Genomic DNA, 20,211 nt, shown 5'->3' on the forward strand with positions numbered 1-20,211 from the left:
TGGTCAACGGCTACAGCTTCAGCTTCGGCACCGCCCCGGACACCCTCTCGGTGAAGCGCAGCGCCTCCAACACCTCGGCGGCGCAGATCACCTCGGCGACGGTGAGCAACGGCACCGCCTACACCACCCAGTTCCCGGGCAACGGCGTGCAGGTGAAATTCACCAGCGCCACCGACTACGAGGTCTACGCGCTGCCGGCCACCACGGGCGCCACGCCATTGTCCAGCGGCACCCTGGGCGCCACCTTCCCGCAGACCATCACTGCCGCCGGCGTGGACATGTCGATCAGCGCGGCGCCGGCCGCCGGCGACCAGTTCAGCGTCACCGCCAGTTCGCCGGAGCGGCAGAACATCCTCAACACCCTCAATGACCTGCGCGCCGCGCTGGACACCTCCACCACCAACAACCCGCAGGCGCAGCTGAACATCCGCGACATGGTCGCCAGCGCCGTGACCAACCTGGACAACGCGACCAACCAGGCCCTGGCGACCCAGTCGTCGATCGGCGCGCGGCTGAACACCCTCGACGTGCTCAGCCAGGAAAACCAGAGCCTGAGCCTGACCAACGCCACCACCCAGTCGTCGATCCGCGACACCGACATGGCCGCCGCCACCTCCCAGCTGGTGCTGCAGCAGACCATGCTCGAGGCGGCGCAGGCGGCGTTCGCGCGGATCAGCCAGCTGAGCCTGTTCAACAAACTCTGATTTCCGTCACCGCACCGGCCCTCCGGGGCCGGCGCTCTTTGCGCGGGTATCGCCGCGTTTCCCGTCCAGCGCTCGAATGGTCCGTATTACGGCTCATCAAGGTTCTGGAGCGTTTCTTGCACCAGGTCGCGCAGAGTGGATCGAGCGCTGGCGGATTGACGCCCGCCGGCCGCCGGATTGCGACGAAAGCGTGGCCTCCGTGGGAGCGCGGCGATTTCCTGACCGTATTCGAAGGTGCATATGAAGAACATCAAGCTGATGGTGCCGGAGCTGCCCAAGGTCGAGCAGATCCTGCCGTACTGGCAGCAGATCGACGAGAATCGCTGGTACACCAACTTCGGCCCGCTGGTGGATGAGCTGGAGAATCGGCTGGCGCGCACGTTCAGCCGCGAGCCGGCGCAGGTCCATGTGGTATCCATGGCCAATGGCACCTCGGCCCTGCAGATTGCGCTGGAGGGGCTCAAGTTGCGTAAAGGCGGCCGGGTACTGGTGCCGGCACTGACCTTCGTGGCCACCGCCACGGCGATCATCCGCGCGGGCCTGGTACCGTTGATCTGCGATGTCGATCCGCACAACTGGCTGCTGACTCCGGAAATCGCTCGCAGTTATCTGAAGGACGGTCCCTTCGAGGCGGTGATGCCGGTATCCACCTATGGCTGTCCGCAGAATGTCGCTGCCTGGGACATGTTCACTGCGGAGACGGGAATTCCAGTGGTGGTGGACGCTGCCGGGGCCTGGGGCAACCAGCAGGTCGGTCTGACCACCAAGGTTGCCTTCAGCCTGCATGCGACCAAGTCCCTGGGCGGGGCGGAGGGAGGCCTGATCGCTTCGCGTCACCACGCCTATGCCGAGAGCGTGCGCTCGCTGAGCAACTTCGGCATCGACGCCCGTAGCGGCGGTCTGGTATTCGAGGCCGGCGAGAACGGCAAGATGAGTGAATATCACGCAGCCGTCGTGCTGGCCGCGCTGGACAACTGGCCGGCGGTGTCCCGGGCTCGCGTCGATCTGCACCAGCGTTACCTGGCGCTGCTCGGCGAGCGCCTGCCGGGGTTGAGTTTCCAGAGCAAGCCCGCCGACGGTGTCTACAGCCTGTTGCCGGTACTGATGCCTGAAGGCGTTTCGGCGCGCGCTCTGCAACTGCAACTGCTTGGTCTGAACATCGAGACACGTCGCTGGTACTGCCCGCCCCTGCATGGCCATCCGGCTTTCCAGGCATTCGTCGGCGGCGACATGCCGGTGGTCGACCAACTGGCTGAGCGCCTGTTGGGATTGCCGTTCCATCTGAGCCTGGGCGATGACGACGTCGAGCATGTCGTGGACGCTCTGGTCGGCCTGCTGGCCCGCGAAGCCGCCTGATGAGCAGCGTGGCCCGGCCTCTGGTGGTGATCTTCGGCGGCGCCAACGAGCGTGCCGTGGTCGCTTTTTGCCGTTCGCTGCAGCGCGAAGGCGTGGAGTTCCACGTGGTGGCCCGCAATGCTCGCGACCCTTTGTACCTGACGAGCTACCGGGAGCGCATTGTCGCCCGGCGCGAGCACGACCAACTGGACCCGGAGGAGTTTCGTGCGATCCTCCTGAGGCTCCGCGAGCAATATCCCGGACGACGTCTGTGCATCGCCCCCAGCGCCGAGTCGATCAATCGTCTTCTGCTGGGAATGGCCGACTGGCTGCACGAGCAGGGCATTCAGGGCGTGACGGTCAGCGAGGAAGTCTATCTGCGCTTCTCCGAAAAGGAGCGTTGCCTGGCTACCGCGGCCGAGTTCGGACTGCGTCTCCCTGAAGTCCACCCCGGCTATGAGGCCCGTTATCTGCCGCTGGTGCTCAAGCCTCGCTGCGAGTACGCCGCCAATGGCGAGCGTCTGTATCCGCTGCTGGTACGGACGGCCGAAGAGTTTCAGCGTTATGCCGAGGCGTATTCGGCGGAGCGCTACCTTGTGCAGCGCTATCTGGATGGCCAGAGTTTCTACTACTTCTACTATCGCAACGGGGCGGGGGTGGCCAGGCTCTACCAGCGCAACCTTGCGCAGCAGGCCGCCGGCAAGTCGATCGTCGCGGCGGAGCTGGTGGAGTGCCCGGATAACGAGACCGACCAGCGCTTGCGTACGCTGCTGGAACACCATGACTACCGCGGCTTCATCATGTTCGAAGTGATGCGTTGCGACGGCCATGACTACCTGATCGAAGCCAACCCGCGTTTGTGGGGGCCGATGCAGTTGGCGCTGGACAATGGCTTCCGCGCCAGCTGGCTGGGCCTGCCCGACGACCAGGCACCGCATCTGGCTGCGGCGGTGAAGTTCTGCGGACTCTGGTCGCGCCGGGGCTATTTCTGGCTCGGCGGCTTCGTCGGCCAGCGCCTGGCCGACATGCGATTCTTTGCCGCCCGTGGGCGGCTGCTCCGGCGATTTCTTTGTTGCCTGCCGCGCTACGACATCTGGCTCGCCGGTGACAGTTACCGTTTGTTCATTTCCGAATTGAAGAAGGTGGGCTTGCGTCGATGACCAAGGAACAACTGCTCGATCTCTACATGCATTCCGGCAAGCACGCCTGCTACCAACCGCTGCCCACCTTCGTGGTCGAGCAATTGGGTGTCGACGTGCCGGTGAACCCGCGCTGGCGTGCCGATCATGGCCGCCTGGACTACCTGCGCGAGCACTTCGACTTCAGCGGCCAGCAAGTATTGGACGTGGGCGCCAACACCGGCCTGTTCGCTTCCACCCTGGCTCACGAGTATCCCGATAGTCATTGTGTGGCATGGGAAATCGACGCCAGCAGTGCTGCCTTCATCCGTGCGCTGGCCGGGCAGTTCGGACTGGGCAACCTCGAAGTGGTCGAGCAGGCCCTGGATTACCGGGTTGCCCAGGCCATGCCGGCGCACTTCGACAGTGTGCTGCTGTTCAACGTATTGCATCACGCCGGTGTCGATTTCGACGCCGCCGAGGTGCCGAGCAAAGAGAGCCTGCAGGCCTACATCCAGCGCTTCCTCAAGGCCCTGCGCCCCAGCGCCGGCTGTGTGCTGTACCAGATGGGCTTCAACTGGGGGGGCGATACCAGCCAGCCGGTGGCGGCGCGCAACTCCCTGGCGGAGAAGCTCGACTACATGGCCGCGGCCCTGGAGGGGACCGGCTGGAGCGTTGAGCACATCGGCCTGGTGCTGGACCCGGAAACGCGCAGCATCGAGCTGTTCGACTGGGCTTCGGCGCGCGATCAGGCCCCACTCTGCGATCGCCTGGGTCGGGAAGGTCAGCTCAGCGAGTTCTACCTCCGCCCTCTGTTCAAGTTGGTATAAGCCATGCTCATCGATCTCTTCACCCGCATGCACGAGCAGGCTCTGCAACGCCAGGACTATGCGTTGGCGAGCGCCATGGTGCGTTCCCGGTTGTGCCTGGAAGACGCCCCGCACCTGCTGTTCGAAGCGGCCAAGCTGTATGCGCTGCTGGGCTACAAGGAGCTGGCCGCGGTCTTCGCCGACCGTTTCACCGACCGTCTGTTCGCCGAACCCGAGGACTCGGAGTTGCGGCACACCCTCGAGCAGATCGTGGTCCGCGACCTGCCCTGGTTCCAGCGCCAGGCGCAGGAAGGTCCCGAGGTCGAGCCCAATGCCGGCGACTACAACACGCGTTTCCGTCTGCAGTCTCTGGCCGCGAGCATTCGCGCCAACTTCCCAGAGGCCACCCCCTCGGTGCTGGACGTCGGCGGTGGGCGTGGTGACCTGGCGCTTTACCTGGACGACTGTCCGTACCTGTTGGCCGAACCCGGAGTCAACGGCCTCAGCGGCCTGGAGTTGCCGTTTGCCGATGGCAGCTTCGACTGCGTCGTCAGCAGCCATGTCTACGAGCACATTCCCGCCGATCAACGACCGTTGTTCCTGGATGAGCTGGCTCGGGTCGCCAAGTCGTCGGTGATCATGCTCAACCCGTTCTGGATCGAGCAGAACGAAGTGGTCGAAAGCTCACTGCGGTTGATCTACGACTACAGCAGCGCCGGCTGGGCGAAAGAGCACCTGGAGTGCGGGATGCCCAAGGTGGCTGAAGTCACCGAATGGGCAGAGCGCCATGGGTATGCCTGCCGGGTGACGCCCAACGGCAACAAGCCACTGGGTATCGCGATGGTTTTCGTGCAGTTGATGGCGCGTGGCGAGAAAGACGCGCGCCTGCTGAAGGACCTGACCTCGCTGCTCACCCAGTTCGCCCCCGAAGCCATCGACAGCCCCGCGGCACCCAACGCCTATCTCATCGAAATCGACAAGCGAGGGCAGTGAGTTGAACCTGCATCCCCTGGTCAGCATCGCCATACCCGCCTACAGCCCGCAGTTCTTCGAAGAAGCTCTGCGCAGTGCGATCGGGCAGAGTTATCCAAACCTGGAAGTGGTTGTCACCGACGACTGCCGTGGCGACGGTATTCGCCGTATCGTCGAACGCTGCGCCGCGCAGACGCAGGTACCGATCCGTTACTTCCACAATGCCGAACAGCTTGGTGGATTGCGCAACCTCAGCCGCTGCCTGGAAGAGTCCAGCGGGCTCTACGTCAAATTCCTCAACGACGACGACCTGCTTCGCGAAGACTGCGTCGAACGCATGGCGGCTGTGCTGCAGAACAATCCGGAAGTCGCGCTGGTGACATCGCGTCGGCGCCTGATCGATGCCGAGGGGCGGCAACTGGCGGATGTCCTCGAAACCTTCGAACTGTTCCGCGAAGACGTGCAACTGGCCGGCGGCGACATCGTCAGTCTGCTCGGCGACCGCCCGCTCAACTTCATCGGCGAACCGAGTACCGTGATGTTCCGCCGCGCCCAGTTGATCGACAAGGCGCCGAACCTTTGCGCCCTGGGTGGCGTCGTCATCCGCGCGATCAACGACCTGGCACTGTACACCAACCTGCTGCAACACGGTGACCTGGCGTATCTGCACGAACCGCTATCGTCCTTCCGCCGCCACGGTGCGCAGCGCCAGGCGCAGGCCGACATGGCTGAACTGTTCCGCCAGGGCTCCGACAACTTCTTCGCCAAGGTCCGCGAACTGGGTTTGTATACCGAAGGCCTGGCTGGCAGCGTACGTCGCCGGCCGCTTGGTTCGACGCAGGAGTGGCGGGCGTTCGCTCTGCGCGCCCTGTTGCAGGACAACGAGCGACGAGTGATTCGTCGTACCGCCAACAAGTTCGGTCCGCTGAGCCTGGATGGCGGAGAGGTTCTGCGCGATGTGCTGGTCGAACAGTATCCGGCCATTCAGCAGGGCAAGGCGCCCCTGGGCGTCGTGATTCACGCCTTCTACCCGGATGTGCTGCGTGACTTGCTGGCGCGCCTGGCGTTCATCCAGCAGCCATTGCACCTGTATGTCACCTGTGTCGCCGAGGGGGCCGCCGAGGTTCGCGCCGCACTCGACGGCAGTGGCCTGCCGTACTCGTTGTTCCGCGTGGATAACCGCGGCCGTGATGTGCTGCCGTTCCTGCGCGTGCTGCCTTACGTTCGCCGTGACGGCATCGCCGTCCTGCTCAAGCTGCATACCAAGAAGTCGGCACACCTTGAGCAGGCGGGCGTCGAGTGGGCGCGTGAGCTCTATGATCTGTTGCTTGATCCGGTCTACCTGCAGAACACCCTCGAGCGCTTCGAGGAAACCTCGCGCGTCCACCTGGTGGGCCCGGACCAGTACCGCCTGCCGATCGCCCAGTATCTGCGTGGCAACAACCGTCAGCACCTGCTGAGCCTGGCCGGTCGCGCCGGCCTGAGCGAAGAGCAGGTGATGACCGGCGAGTTCTACGCCGGCACCATGTTCTACGCCCGGCTCGCCTCCCTGGACAGGGCTATCGAGCTGGGCTTGAGCGCTGAGGACTTCGAGCCCGAAGAAGGCCAGTTGGAAGGCACCCTGGCGCATGCCATGGAGCGCTTCTTCGGCGTCCTGGCCCAGGGCCACGCCCTGGCGGATCGGGCCACCCTGTACCGGCAGTGGCTGAACACTCGCAAACTGGACGTCGTCGAACAGGAAGGCCTGGACGCGCGTATCGCCAGTTGGTCCGAGGCGCCCAGCGTGCTGCTGGTGGTACATGACATCTACCCCGAGCAGGGACTGGTTGCGCGGACCCTGGAGAGCTTGAAGGAGCAACTCTACCAGCCGGGGGCCGTTCTGGTGTTGTCCGACCGCGAGCCTGAAGGCATCGAGCCGGCGGACAATCTGCTGTGGCTGCCGACGGGGGGCGACTGGCTGGCACAGCTCAACGAGGCGCTGCCGCAAATCGGCGTGGACTGGTTCTACCTGTTGCGCGGGGGCGACGTTCTCGACCCGCACGCCTTGCTGCTGCTGGCCGAGCGCATCACCGAGCGGCCGGGCATGCGTTGCGCCTACAGCGACGAAGACCGTTACCTGCCAGGCAGTGGCGAGGAGCCGGTGTTCAAGCCGGACTTCAACCTCGACATGCTGCGCAGCTACCCCTACGTCGGTCGGGGTCTGGCGTTCCAGCGCGAAGCGTTCATCGAATGCGATGGCTTCGATACCGGGCATGCAGAACTGGCACCCCAGGACCTGCTGCTGCGCCTGTCCGAGCGCTATGGCCTGCCGTGCGTCGAGCATCTGGCGGAAGTGCTGTTGCACCAGCACGAACATCTCGGCCAGTGGCTGCTGGAGCCCGGTGTAGCGCCGCGAGTGGCGCCCCTGGTCGCCGCGCATCTGGATCGCCTGGGCGTGCCACACGCAATCCTTCCCGGTGCGCTGAGCATGATCAACCGCGTGCTGTACGCCTATCCCGAACTGCCCCTGGTGTCGATCATCATTCCTACCAAGGATCAATTGGGAATGCTGCGGCGCTGTGTGGAGAGCCTGCTGGAGAAGACCCGCTACAGCCACTACGAGGTCCTGATCGTCGACAACGGCAGCGAGACCCCGGAGGCGATCGAATGGCTGGCCGGGCTGGAGGCGATGGATAGCAACAAGGTGCGGGTCCTGCGTTATCCGCATCCGTTCAATTTCTCGGCGATAAACAATTTCGCCGCGCGGCACGCCAGGGGCGAGTACCTGGTGCTGCTCAACAATGACACCGCGATAACCGACAGCGCCTGGCTCGACGGCCTGCTCAACCATGCGCGGCGCCCCGAAGTGGGCGTGGTTGGCGCCAAGCTGCATTACCCGGACGGTCGAATTCAACACGGTGGTGTGGTGTTGGGGTTGCGCGGCGTCGCGGATCATCCCTTCATCGGCGCCGAGCAGAACGCCAAGGGCTACATGCAGCGCCTGCAGATCGACCAGAACTACAGCGCGGTGACCGCGGCCTGCCTGATGGTGCGCAAGTCCGTGTACGACGAGGTGGGCGGCATGGACGAAGGGGACTTCAAGGTCTCCTACAACGACGTCGATCTCTGCCTCAAGGTCGGGGCCGCCGGCTACCTGCTGGTCTGGACGCCCTATGCCGTCGTGTTGCACGAGGCCAACGTCAGCCAGGTGAACGTCGACAAGACCGCGCTGGAAGCCAAGATCGAGCGCTTCCGTGGCGAGCAGGCGGCCATGTACCGTCGCTGGCTGCCGCGCCTGGCCTGGGACCCGGCGTACAACCGCAACCTGAACCTCACCGACGCGGGCTTCGCCCTGGACCACCGCGCCGAAACCGGCTGGCAACCGTTCGCTTCGCGGCATCGCCCCAGCGTGCTGTGCTACGCGGCCGACCCCTATGGTTGCGGCCACTATCGGATGATCCAGCCATTCGCGGCCATGCATGCCGGGCACCTGCTGCAAGGGGGCGTCAGCGATCGCCTGATGTCGGTGGTGGAGCTGGAGCGGCTGGCACCCGACGCCGTGATCTTCCAGCGCCAGGTATTGCCCGTACAGCAGGACGTGCTGCGTGACGCCAAGGCATTCTCCGGTGCTTTCAGGGTCTTCGAGCTGGACGACTACATCGTCGATCTGCCGCACAAGAACCCGCACCGGCAGCACATGCCCAAGGACATCGCCAACATGTTGCGGACCAGCGTCGCCCTGTGCGATCGCTTCGTGGTCTCCAGCGAACCCCTGGCCGAGGCGTTCTCGCGCCTGGGCCTGCACTCGGACATCCGGGTGATCGGCAACCGCCTGCCAATCAGTTGGTGGGGGGCGCTGGCTGGCGACTCGCAGCGAAGGGTCGGGCGCAAGCCGCGGGTCGGTTGGGCCGGTGGGGTAGGGCACACCGGCGATCTGGAACTTATCGCCGAGGTGGTCAAGGCGCTGGCCAACGAAGTGGAATGGGTGTTCATGGGGCTCTGCCCGGACACGCTGCGCCCGTACGTACACGAGTTCCACCGTGGTGTGCCCATCGTCGATTACCCACGCAAGCTGGCCAGTCTCAATCTCGACCTGGCGCTGGCTCCGCTGGAGCAAAACCTCTTCAACGAGTGCAAGAGCAATCTGCGCCTGCTGGAGTACGGCGCCTGCGGTTATCCGGTGATCTGCACCGATATCCTCTGCTACGAGGGCGACCTGCCGGTAACCCGCGTGCGCAACCAGACCAGCGCCTGGATCGCTGCCATCCGCGAACAGCTGGCCGATATGGACGCCCTGGCGGCGGCCGGTGACGCATTGCGCCATGCGGTGCAGCGTGACTGGATGCTCGAGGGGCAGCACCTGGAAGCCTGGCGAGCGGCCTGGCTACCCGACTGACCTTGCTTGAAGCGTGCCCCGGCCTCGTGCCGGGGCCTGCGTTTCGGGGCTTTGCAAGAGGGCGCGAAAAAAAATCGTCAAGTGCCCTAAAGCAATCTGCCAGCGCGACGATAACCCTATCGAAGGTTCTCCACGCCATTTCGGATCTGATCGCGGCAGGGAGGCCATAAAGCCCTAATACGAGGAATTCGTCATGGCTCTTACCGTCAATACCAACATCGCCTCGCTGTCGGTTCAAAAGAACCTGACCAAGGCCTCCAACTCCCTGACCACGTCGATGACTCGTCTGTCCACCGGCCTGCGCATCAACAGCGCCAAGGACGACGCCGCCGGCTCGCAGATCTCCAACCGTCTGACCAGCCAGGTCAACGGCCTGAACGTCGCCGTGAAGAACGCCCAGGATGCCAACTCCATCGCCCAGGCCGCCGAAGGCGCCCTGCAGGAGTCCACCAACATCCTGCAGCGCATGCGTGAACTGTCCCTGCAGTCGGCCAACGGCAGCAACAGCTCGGAAGACCAGACCTCCCTGAACCAGGAGTTCAAGTCGCTGACCGCCGAACTGACCCGTATCTCCAAGACCACCACCTTCGGTGGCGGCACCTCCGGCATCAAGCTGCTCGACGGCTCGGCTGGCACCAACGGCACCCTGACCTTCCAGGTCGGCGCCAACGCCAACGAAACCGTGAGCTTCACCCTGAGCGACATGAGCGCCTCTTCGCTGAAGGGCACTTCCTCGCTGGCCAGCGGCAGCCTCGACCTGTCCGGCTCGCTGTCCGGCGCCGGCAACGTCACCACCTCCAGCGGTACCATTACCGTCAACGGCACCGACGTGACCATCGCTTCCGGTGCTTCGATCAACGACATCGTTGCCGCGATCAACACCAACGTCAGCGGCGTTGCCGCCGTGGCCACCACCAGCGGCACCATCGCCCTGAGCTCGGCTGCCGACATCAGCTACGCCGGCGCTGGCGGTATCACCCTGACTTCCGGCTCCGCCGCCACCGTGACCACTTCGGGCACCGTGCAGGGCCTGGACATCAGCACCGCCGCAAATTCGCAGATCGCCACCCAGGTGATCGACGGCGCGCTGAAGCAGATCGACAGCCAGCGTTCCGCGCTGGGTGCCATCCAGAACCGTCTGGACAGCACCATCTCCAACCTGCAGAACGTGGCCGAGAACGCCACTGCTGCACGCAGCACCATCCAGGACGTAGACTTCGCCTCGGAAACGGCGGAAATGACCAAGCAGCAGACCCTGCAACAGGCCGCCACCGCGGTTCTGGCCCAGGCCAACCAGCTGCCGTCCGCTGTCCTGAAGCTGCTGCAGTAAGGGCTCGCCGAAAGGCGGAAACCGAGGAAGGGCGCCCTGCGCCCTTCCTTGCTTTGCGTGTGGGAGGTAAACCCAGATGGATGCCAACCTCGGAATCAACAACCTGCGTCCGGTGGACAGCGGCACCGCGGCCAGCGCCAAGGCGGCAAGCGGCAACGCCTTGCCGCAGGGTGCCAAGGATTCGCCGCAGCCTGCCGGCCGTCGCAGTCTGAACGATGCCGTCAACCGTCTGCGCGAACAGGCCCAGTCGGTGCAGCGCAACCTGGAGTTTTCGGTGGACGAGGCCAGCGGTGAGACCGTGGTCAAGGTCGTGGCGGCCGATACCGGAGAGGTCATCCGGCAGATTCCTTCGGAGGTCGCGCTGAAGCTGGCGGAGAGCCTGAAGGAAGCGAACAATCTATTGTTCAGCGAGCGTGCCTGAAGGCTGGCGCGATTCTTGAATACGACGTCCTAGACGCATGGCGGACAGCGAAACCGCCAGAATTTTGGACAGGAGGGTGGGCACATGGCTGGTACTTCGATCAATGGCGTGGGTTCGGGGATCGACATCGATTCCATCGTGACCTCGCTGGTGAATGCGCAGAAGACGCCGAAGCAGACCCAGATCACCAACCAGAAGACCGCGACCAACACCACGTTGTCGGCCGTGGGGAGCCTGAGCAGTGCGCTGGATACCTTCCAGGCCGCGCTGGAAAAGCTCAACGACAGTTCCAACAATTCCTTCGCCGGCCTGGCGGTGAAGTCCTCGGACACCGACGCGCTGACTGCCACGCTGGGCACCGGCGCCACCGAGGGCAGCTACAAGATCGTGGTGAGCAACCTCGCCACCAGCTCCAAGGTCGCTACCCAGTACATCGACAAGTCGGCCTCGTTCGGCGCCGGCACCCTGACCCTGTCCCAGGGCAGCAGCACCTACAAGATCAGCGTGAACGCCGGTGCCAGCCTCACCGACATCCGCGACAGCATCAACAGCCAGCTGAAGGCCAGCGGTATCACCGCCAACATCATCACCGACTCCAACGGCCCGCGTCTGGTCCTGGGTTCCAGCGTCACCGGTTCGGGCAGCGACATCAGTGTCAGCTCCTCGGGTGACAGCAGCCTGTCGGTCCTCAACATCGATGGCTCCGGCACCAAGGCCTCGGCTACGGCGGGTGGCTATGTCGACGCACCGGCGATGAACTCCAGCTATACCATCGACGGTCTGTCGATGAGCAGTTCGACCAACAGCATCAAGAGCGCCATCAGCGGCGTAGAATTCGATCTGGTGAAGGCGGGTGAGTCCACCATCACGGTCAGCGCCAACACCGACGGTCTGAAGACCTCGGTACAGTCTTTTGTGGATGCGTACAACGCACTGATTACCTCCATCAACTCGCTGACCAAGGTGACCACCACCACGGACAGCGACGGCAACCCGACGACCTCCTCCGCGGCTCTGGCCAGCGATGCCATGACCCGCTCGCTGCTCAATACCCTGCGTTCCGAGCTGGTTGGCTCCTCGGCCAATGGCGGCACCATCAAGCTGCTCTCCCAACTCGGCATCGCCACCCAGAACGACGGTACCCTGAAGGTCGACAGTGACAAGCTGGATACCGCGCTGGAGAAGAACTTCGCCTCGGTCCAGGGCTTCTTCACCGGCACCGGTGGTCTCCTCGATCGCATGAGCAGCAGCCTGGACGTCTACACCCAGAGTAACGGCCTGCTCGACCAGCGCACCGCTTCGCTGAACGACACCCTCAGCGACCTCGCTACCCAGCAAAGCGCGCTGGACACTCGCATGGACAAGCTGACCACCACGCTCATGGCCAAGTACAACGCCATGGACACCCTGGTCGCCCAGCTCAACGCCACCAGCAGCAGCGTGCTGACCACGCTGAACGCGCTGAACAACAAGAGCAGTTCGAGCAGCTGAGGCTGAACCGCGAGCCCTGGCCCGCCTTGCGGTGGGCTAAATGCCGGTGAACTTGGCCTAAAGAAACGCCCGCGCACGCCGATACCTTGAATACCAACGATGTGATCGTTCAAGGACTCAAGGGGATATCGCATGAACGCCATGGCCGCGCTGCGCCAGTACCAGAACGTCAACACCCAGTCCCAGGTGCACGACGCTTCCCCGCATCGCCTGATCCAGATGCTCATGGAAGGCGGCCTCAGCCGCATCGCCCAGGCCAAGGGCTCGATGGAGCGTGAGCAGTTCGCCCAGAAAGGCATGCTGATCGCCAAGGCGGCGGCTATCATCGGCGGCCTGCGCGAAGCGCTGAACTTCGAGGCGGGTGGCGAGATCGCGCAGAACTATGCCAACCTCTACGACTACATGAGCCGTCGCCTGAGCGACGCCAACCGCAGCAACGAAGTGGAAATCCTCGACGAGGTGTCGGGCCTGCTGCGTACCATCAAGGAAGGTTGGGACGGCATTCCGCAGTAATGCCGCTCTGCCAGGAGAGACTGAACATGACCCTCGCCGTCGAGCGTATCGAACAGACCCGCGCCGCCCTGGGCAGCGCCCTGGCCCAGCAGGACTGGGAGGCCATCGCGCGCCTCGACCTGGAGTGCCGCCAGCACGTCGACGCGGCCATGCTCGAGCCGCTCGACGATGACAGCGACCTCAAGCGCAGCCTCGAGGGTCTGCTCATGCTCTACCGCGAGCTGGTCCAGGAAGTCGGTCGGCAGCGCGAGAGCGTGGCCGACGAGATAATCCGGGTTAACCGTTCGCACAAGGGCGCCAAGGTCTATCAGCTGTTCGGCTGAGTCGCCGGGGCGCCCGTTCGGCGCGCCCCATCGTTCGGGCATTGCTGCCGCCCGCTACAGCGGGTAAGTTCTTCCGTCGGAAACAACGAATAAATCACGCCATAAATTTGACTACTGCCACATTTTTGACTTAACTAGTGGCTAATTGATGGCGGCGCGTTTCCGTCCCCCGTTGCCGTACACCGGCCCACATGCCTTCGGGAAGACAAGAGCAAGATGTGGCGTGAAACCAAGATTCTGCTGATCGACGACAACCTCGACCGTTGCCGCGAGCTTTCCACCATTCTCAACTTCCTCGGCGAGGACCAGCTGTCCAGCACCAGCCGCGACTGGCGCCTGGCCGTCGATGGCTTGCCCAACGGCAGCCGCGGCGTGCTCTGCGTGCTGCTCGGCAACGTCGAGAGCAAGGGTGGCCAGCTGGAGGCGCTCAAGCAACTGGCGGCCTGGGACGAATACCTGCCGGTGCTGCTGATCGGCGAGCCGACCCCGGGCGAATGGCCGGAAGACCTGCGTCGCCGCGTGCTGGCCAGCCTGGAGATGCCGCCCAGCTACAACAAGCTGCTCGACTCCCTTCACCGCGCCCAGGTCTATCGCGAGATGTACGACCAGGCCCGCGAGCGCGGTCGCCAGCGCGAGCCCAACCTGTTCCGCAGCCTGGTCGGCACCAGCCGTGCCATCCAGCAGGTGCGGCAGATGATGCAACAGGTCGCCGACACCGACGCCAGCGTGCTGATCCTCGGCGAGTCCGGCACCGGCAAGGAAGTGGTGGCGCGCAACCTGCACTACCACTCCAAGCGCCGCGACGCGCCCTTCGTGCCGGTGAACTGCGGGGCGATTCCCGCCGAGTTGCTGGAAAGCGAACTGTTCGGCCATGAGAAGGGCGCCTTCACCGGCGCCATCACCAGCCGCGCCGGGCGTTTCGAGCTGGCCAACGGCGGCACCCTGTTCCTCGACGAGATCGGCGACATGCCGCTGCCGATGCAGGTGAAGCTGCTGCGTGTGCTGCAGGAGCGGACCTTCGAGCGGGTCGGCAGCAACAAGACGCAGAACGTCGACGTGCGCATCATCGCCGCCACCCACAAGAACCTCGAGAGGATGATCGAGGACGGCGGCTTCCGCGAGGACCTGTACTACCGCCTCAACGTCTTCCCCATCGAGATGGCCCCGCTGCGCGAACGCGTGGAGGACATCCCGTTGCTGATGAACGAGCTGATCTCGCGCATGGAGCACGAGAAGCGCGGCTCCATCCGCTTCAATTCCGCCGCCATCATGTCGCTGTGCCGCCACGACTGGCCGGGCAACGTGCGCGAGCTGGCCAACCTGGTCGAGCGCCTGGCGATCATGCATCCCTACGGGGTGATTGGCGTCGGCGAGCTGCCGAAGAAATTCCGTCACGTCGACGATGAGGACGAGCAACTCGCCAGCAGTCTGCGCGAGGAGCTGGAAGAGCGCGCCGCGATCACCGCCGGCCTGCCGGGCCTGGATTCGCCGGCGATGCTGCCGGCCGAGGGCATCGACCTCAAGGACTACCTGGCCAACCTCGAGCAGGGCCTGATCCAGCAGGCCCTCGACGACGCCAACGGCGTGGTCGCCCGCGCCGCCGAACGCCTGCGCATCCGCCGAACCACCCTGGTGGAGAAAATGCGCAAGTACGGCATGACCCGTCGCGAGGAGGAAGTGGCGGAGGATTGACGCCACTTCGTTCTGCTTTTTCTCAAGTGCCTGAAAATAAAGGATTAATTTTTAGGCACGCAGATTGCTAAGACTCTCTCGACCGACGCTTTCACGTCGTCGGATGGAAGAGAGACAGCATGATGCCAGCCGTACCCCAGCAGCCCGAAGCGATCACCAGCGATAGCCTGGAGGCCAACGGCCGCGCCGGCCTGGAACAGGCCTTCGCCCTGTTCAACCAGATGTCCAATCAGCTCAGCCAGTCCTACAGCATGCTGGAGGCGCGGGTCAGCGAGCTGAAGGGCCAACTGGCCCTGGTCAGCGCCCAGCGCATGCAGGAGCTGGCCGAGAAGGAACGCCTGGCCAATCGCTTGCAGAGCCTGCTCGACCTGCTGCCCGGCGGCGTCATCGTGATCGACGGCCAGGGCGTGGTGCGCGAGGCCAACCCCACGGCGCGCGGCATGCTCGGCCAGCCGCTGGTGGGCATGCTCTGGCGCCAGGTCATCGCCCGCTGCTTCGCGCCGCGCAAGGACGACGGCCATGAGATTTCCCTGCGCGACGGACGCCGCCTGTCCATCGCCACCCGCTCGCTGAACGGCGAGCCCGGGCAGTTGATCCTGCTCAACGACCTCACCGAGACCCGCCTGCTGCAGGACCAACTGGCCCGCCACGAACGCCTGTCCGCGCTGGGGCGGATGGTCGCCTCGCTGGCCCACCAGATCCGCACGCCGCTGTCCGCCGCCATGCTCTACGCCAGCCACCTGAGCGAGCAGGAGCTGCCGCTGGAGCAGCAGCAACGCTTCGCCGGGCGTCTCAAGGAGCGCCTGCACGAACTGGAGAACCAGGTGCGCGACATGCTGGTGTTCGCCCGTGGCGAACTGCCGCTGCCGGACCGCCTGGGCCCGGCCGAACTCTTCGCCAGCCTGCGCGCCGCCGCCGAGCCGCACGTCGCCGGGCTGGAGCTGCGCTGGCAATGCGATGCCCGCGGCGGTGAGCTGCTGTGCAACCGCGACACCCTGGTCGGCAGCGTCCTCAACCTGCTGCAGAACGCCATCCAGGCCGGCGGCCGCGACGTGCGCCTGAAGGTCCACCTGTACACCCGTGGCGACAGCCTGCGCCTGTCGGTCAGCGACAGCGGCCCGGGCATGGACGCCACCACCCTGGCGCGCCTGGGCGAACCCTTCTTCACCACCAAGACCACCGGCACCGGCCTCGGCCTGGCGGTGGTCAAGGCGGTGGTCAAGGCCCACCGCGGCACGCTGACCCTCGCCTCGCGCCCCGGCCGCGGCACCTGCGCCACCCTCGTCCTGCCGCTGATCGCGGCCCCCGACGCCGAACACAAGGAATAACCCGATGCCCGCCAAAATCCTGCTCGTCGAGGACGACCGCGCCCTGCGCGAAGCCCTCTCCGATACCCTGCTGATCGGCGGTTGCGACTTCACCGCGGTGGACTGCGCCGAGGCGGCGCTGGTGGCCCTGCAGCACGAGGCCTTCGGCCTGGTGGTCAGCGACGTCAACATGCCGGGCATGGACGGCCACCAGTTGCTCGGCCAGATCCGCGCGCGCTACCCGCAATTGCCGGTGCTGCTGATGACCGCTTTCGGCGCGGTCGAGCGCGCGGTGGACGCCATGCGCCAGGGCGCGGCGGACTACCTGGTGAAACCGTTCGAGCCCAAGGTGCTGCTGGAGCTGGTGGCGCGCCACGCCCTCGGCCAGGCGCCGGTCGTCGAAGGCGACGGCCCGGTGGCGGTCGAGCCGGCCAGCCGCCAGTTGCTGGAACTGGCCGCACGGGTCGCGCGCAGCGATTCCACCGTGCTGATCTCCGGCGAGTCCGGCACCGGCAAAGAGGTGCTGGCGCGCTACATCCACCAGCAGTCACCGCGCGCCAGCAAGCCGTTCATCGCCATCAACTGCGCGGCGATTCCCGACAACATGCTAGAAGCCACCTTGTTCGGCCATGAGAAGGGCGCCTTCACCGGCGCCATCGCCGCGCAGCCGGGCAAGTTCGAGCTGGCCGACGGCGGCACCATTCTCCTCGACGAGATTTCCGAGATGCCCCTGGGCCTGCAGGCCAAGCTCCTGCGCGTGCTGCAGGAGCGCGAGGTGGAGCGGGTCGGCGCGCGCAAGCCGATCGAACTGGACATCCGCGTGCTGGCCACCACCAACCGCGACCTGCTCGGCGAAGTGGCGGCGGGGCGTTTCCGCGAGGACCTGTACTATCGCCTGTCGGTCTTCCCGCTGGCCTGGCGCGCGCTGCGCGAACGCCCGGCGGACATCCTGCCGCTGGCCGAGCGCCTGCTGGCCAAGTACGTCAAGAAGATGAACCTGGGCGCGGTCAGCCTCGGCGCCGATGCTCGCGACGCCCTGCTGGCGCACCGCTGGCCGGGCAACGTGCGCGAGCTGGACAACGCCATCCAGCGCGCGCTGATCCTGCAGCAGGGGGGCCAGGTGCAGGCCCTGGACCTGTGTCTGAGCGCGCCGATCGGCATGGCCCCGGTCGCCCCTGTGGTGCCGCTGGTGCAGCCGGTGGCCATGGCCGCCGTGTCGTCGGCGGGCAGCGCCGGAATTCCGTCGCCGCTGGCCGAGGACGCCGCCGGCGGTCTCGGCGAAGACCTGCGCCGCCGCGAGTTCCAGATGATCATCGACACCCTGCGCAGCGAGCGCGGCCGCCGCAAGGAAGCCGCCGAACGCCTGGGCATCAGCCCGCGTACCCTGCGTTACAAGCTGGCGCAGATGCGTGACGCCGGGATGGACGTCGAGGCCTACCTGTACGCCAGTTGAGTGGCACCGTGATCCCCTCCCGGGCCCGCCTTGCGCGGGCCTTTTCTTTGGCGCCGCCGGGTGGCCGTCGCCAGATTGTTCAGGAAATCGCCCCAGGCCGCGCCGATAGGGGGCTCCAGAAAGCTGGCACCCTTGTTGCAAATCCCTCTGTCAAAGCGCCGCCGGCGTCAAAAAAGCCACGGCATGTAGTTCAGAGGGGAAGCACATGAGTCAGGGTATCGAGTTCAACCGCCTGTTGCTGGAAATGCGCTCCATGCAGATGGACGCCATGGCCAAGGCCAAGCCGCTCGCCGGCGTCCAGGGCGAGGTCGCCAACGTCGGCGCGCCGAGCTTCTCGGACATGCTCGGGCAGGCGGTGAACAAGGTGAACTCCACCCAGCAGGCCGCCAGCGACATGGCCAACGCCTTCGAGGTCGGCCAGAGCAACGTCGACCTGACCGATGTGATGATCGCCTCGCAGAAAGCCAGCGTGTCCTTCCAGGCCATGACCCAGGTACGCAACAAGATCGTCCAGGCGTACCAGGACATCATGCAGATGCCCATCTGAGCGACGGGGTAGATAGGTCATGGCTGAAGCCACTGTGGACAACCAGGTACCCGCCAAGGCTGGCGCCGCCGAGATGCTGAAGAAGCCGCTGATGGGCCTGCAGTTCCTCGAGAACCTCGCCGACATGCCGGTGCTGCGTCAGGTCGGCCTGCTGGTCGGGTTGGCGGCGAGCATCGCCATCGGCTTCGGCATGGTGCTCTGGTCGCAGCAGCCGGACTACAAGCCGCTGTACGGCAGCCTCAATGGCGTCGACGCGAACAAGGTGGTCGACGCGCTGAACGCCGCCGACATCGGCTACAAGATCGAGCCCAATTCCGGCGCCCTGCTGGTCAAGGCCGACGACCTCGGCCGCGCGCGCATGAAAGTCGCCGGCGCGGGCCTGGCGCCCACCGACAACAACGTCGGCTTCGAGATCCTCGACAAGGAACAGACCCTCGGCACCAGCCAGTTCATGGAAGCGACCAACTACCGTCGCGGCCTGGAAGGCGAGCTGGCGCGCACCGTCTCCAGCCTCAACAACGTCAAGGGCGCGCGCGTGCACCTGGCGATCCCGAAGAGCTCGGTGTTCGTCCGCGACGAGCGCAAGCCCAGCGCCTCGGTGCTGGTCGAGCTGTATCCGGGGCGCAACCTGGAGCCCAGCCAGGTGCTGGCGATCGTCAACCTGGTGGCGACCAGCGTGCCGGAACTGGACAAGTCCCAGGTCACCGTGGTCGACCAGAAGGGCAACCTGCTCTCCGACCAGCAGGAGCTTTCCGAGCTGACCATGGCCGGCAAGCAGTTCGACTACACCCGGCGCATGGAAGGCATGTTCACCCAGCGCGTGCACAGCATCCTGCAGCCGGTGCTGGGCGACGGCCGCTACAAGGCCGAGGTGTCCGCCGACGTCGACTTCAGCGCCGTGGAATCCACCGCCGAATCCTACAACCCGGACCAGCCGGCCCTGCGCAGCGAGCAGGTGAACAACGAGGAACGGCAGAACAGCAACGGCCCGCAAGGCGTGCCCGGCGCACTGTCGAACCAGCCGCCGGCGCCGGCCAGCGCGCCGCAGCAGACCGGGCAGAACGCCGGCGCTGAATTCGTCGCGCCCGGCCAGCCGCTGAAGGACGCCAACGGCCAGACCATCATCGACCCGAAGACCGGTCGCCCGGTGCTGGCGCCGTACCCGACCGACAAGCGCGAGCAGAACACCCGCAACTACGAGTTGGACCGTTCCATCAGCTACACCAAGCAGCAGCAGGGCCGCCTGCGCCGGCTGTCGGTGGCGGTGGTGCTGGACGACCACATGCTCGCCGACCCGAAGACCGGCGAGGTCAGCCACAAGGCCTGGAGCGCCGACGAACTGGCGCGCTTCACCCGCCTGGTGCAGGACGCCGTGGGCTACGACGCCAGCCGTGGCGACAGCGTCAGCGTGATCAACGCGCCCTTCGCCCCGGAACAGAACCTGGACGTGGCCGCGCCGCCGTTCTACTCGCAGCCGTGGTTCTGGGACATCGTCAAGCAGGTGCTGGGCATCGTCTTCATCCTGGTGCTGGTGTTCGGCGTGCTGCGTCCGGTGCTGAACAACCTCAGCGGCAACAAGAGCAAGGCCCTGGTGGGCGGCGTCGGCGCCGGCGGCGACATGGGCCTCGGCGAGATGGCCGGCCTGGATGGCGAGCTGGCCGACGACCGGGTGAGCCTCGGCGGTCCGCCGAGCATCCTGTTGCCCAGCCCCAGCGAGGGGTACGATGCGCAGCTGAACGCGATCAAGAGCCTGGTGGCTCAGGACCCGGGCCGGGTGGCCCAGGTCGTGAAGGATTGGATCAACTCCGATGAGTGATGCGG

The 20,211-nt window shown here is 65.4% G+C and carries 15 protein-coding genes and 1 pseudogene; all 16 read left to right on the top strand.

The annotated features are described in order from the left end of the window. Positions 1 to 704 (top strand): annotated as a pseudogene (gene flgL, locus P3W75_RS30130) (flagellar hook-associated protein 3); the annotation flags it as partial. A 240-nt stretch (positions 705 to 944) separates the two neighbouring features. Next, positions 945 to 2,060 (top strand): DegT/DnrJ/EryC1/StrS family aminotransferase, encoded by a 1,116-nt coding sequence (locus P3W75_RS30135; protein ID WP_276230988.1) that lies wholly within the window; start codon positions 945 to 947, stop codon positions 2,058 to 2,060. Next, positions 2,060 to 3,199, top strand: a complete 1,140-nt coding sequence (locus P3W75_RS30140; protein ID WP_276230989.1) for a hypothetical protein — start codon at positions 2,060 to 2,062, stop codon at positions 3,197 to 3,199. The genes P3W75_RS30135 and P3W75_RS30140 overlap by 1 nt, the downstream gene beginning before the upstream one ends. Next, entirely contained in the window at positions 3,196 to 3,987 is a 792-nt protein-coding gene (locus P3W75_RS30145) for a class I SAM-dependent methyltransferase (RefSeq protein ID WP_276230990.1), read from the top strand. Before P3W75_RS30140 ends, P3W75_RS30145 begins: the two co-directional genes overlap by 4 nt. A 3-nt stretch (positions 3,988 to 3,990) precedes the next feature. Continuing rightward, entirely contained in the window at positions 3,991 to 4,959 is a 969-nt protein-coding gene (locus P3W75_RS30150; protein ID WP_276230991.1) for a class I SAM-dependent methyltransferase, read from the top strand. 1 nt (position 4,960) lies between these two features. Next, positions 4,961 to 9,313, top strand: coding sequence for a glycosyltransferase (locus P3W75_RS30155; protein ID WP_276230992.1), 4,353 nt, complete (start codon positions 4,961 to 4,963; stop codon positions 9,311 to 9,313). Positions 9,314 to 9,506: 193 nt separating this feature from the next. Beyond that, the gene (locus P3W75_RS30160) at positions 9,507 to 10,643 is read left to right on the top strand and encodes a flagellin (RefSeq protein WP_276230993.1); all 1,137 of its coding nucleotides are present in this window, start codon (positions 9,507 to 9,509) and stop codon (positions 10,641 to 10,643) included. Positions 10,644 to 10,719: 76 nt separating this feature from the next. Continuing rightward, entirely contained in the window at positions 10,720 to 11,064 is a 345-nt protein-coding gene (locus P3W75_RS30165; protein WP_276230994.1) for a flagellar protein FlaG, read from the top strand. An 84-nt stretch (positions 11,065 to 11,148) separates the two neighbouring features. Next, on the top strand, positions 11,149 to 12,555 hold the full coding sequence (gene fliD, locus P3W75_RS30170; RefSeq protein WP_276230995.1) for a flagellar filament capping protein FliD: 1,407 nt from the start codon (positions 11,149 to 11,151) through the stop codon (positions 12,553 to 12,555). 132 nt (positions 12,556 to 12,687) lie between these two features. Further along, a complete protein-coding gene (gene fliS / locus P3W75_RS30175) occupies positions 12,688 to 13,068 on the top strand; it encodes a flagellar export chaperone FliS (protein WP_276230996.1) in 381 nt (126 codons plus the stop codon). A 26-nt stretch (positions 13,069 to 13,094) separates the two neighbouring features. Beyond that, positions 13,095 to 13,391 carry a flagellar protein FliT gene (locus tag P3W75_RS30180; protein WP_276230997.1) on the top strand — a complete coding sequence of 99 codons (297 nt, stop codon included), beginning with the start codon at positions 13,095 to 13,097 and terminating at the stop codon, positions 13,389 to 13,391. Between the two features lie 216 nt (positions 13,392 to 13,607). Then, the gene (locus tag P3W75_RS30185) at positions 13,608 to 15,083 is read left to right on the top strand and encodes a sigma-54 dependent transcriptional regulator (protein WP_276230998.1); all 1,476 of its coding nucleotides are present in this window, start codon (positions 13,608 to 13,610) and stop codon (positions 15,081 to 15,083) included. A gap of 122 nt (positions 15,084 to 15,205) precedes the next feature. Further along, positions 15,206 to 16,411 (top strand): sensor histidine kinase, encoded by a 1,206-nt coding sequence (locus P3W75_RS30190; RefSeq protein ID WP_430765427.1) that lies wholly within the window; start codon positions 15,206 to 15,208, stop codon positions 16,409 to 16,411. 4 nt (positions 16,412 to 16,415) lie between these two features. Continuing rightward, the gene (gene fleR / locus P3W75_RS30195; RefSeq protein WP_276231000.1) at positions 16,416 to 17,843 is read left to right on the top strand and encodes a sigma-54-dependent response regulator transcription factor FleR; all 1,428 of its coding nucleotides are present in this window, start codon (positions 16,416 to 16,418) and stop codon (positions 17,841 to 17,843) included. A gap of 205 nt (positions 17,844 to 18,048) precedes the next feature. Further along, entirely contained in the window at positions 18,049 to 18,390 is a 342-nt protein-coding gene (gene fliE, locus P3W75_RS30200) for a flagellar hook-basal body complex protein FliE (RefSeq protein ID WP_276231001.1), read from the top strand. Positions 18,391 to 18,409: 19 nt separating this feature from the next. After that, positions 18,410 to 20,206, top strand: a complete 1,797-nt coding sequence (fliF, locus tag P3W75_RS30205; RefSeq protein ID WP_276231002.1) for a flagellar basal-body MS-ring/collar protein FliF — start codon at positions 18,410 to 18,412, stop codon at positions 20,204 to 20,206. Positions 20,207 to 20,211 lie beyond the last annotated feature (5 nt).

Source organism: Pseudomonas citronellolis, from assembly GCF_029335315.1.
GTDB classification, from domain to species: Bacteria; Pseudomonadota; Gammaproteobacteria; order Pseudomonadales; family Pseudomonadaceae; genus Pseudomonas; species Pseudomonas citronellolis_A.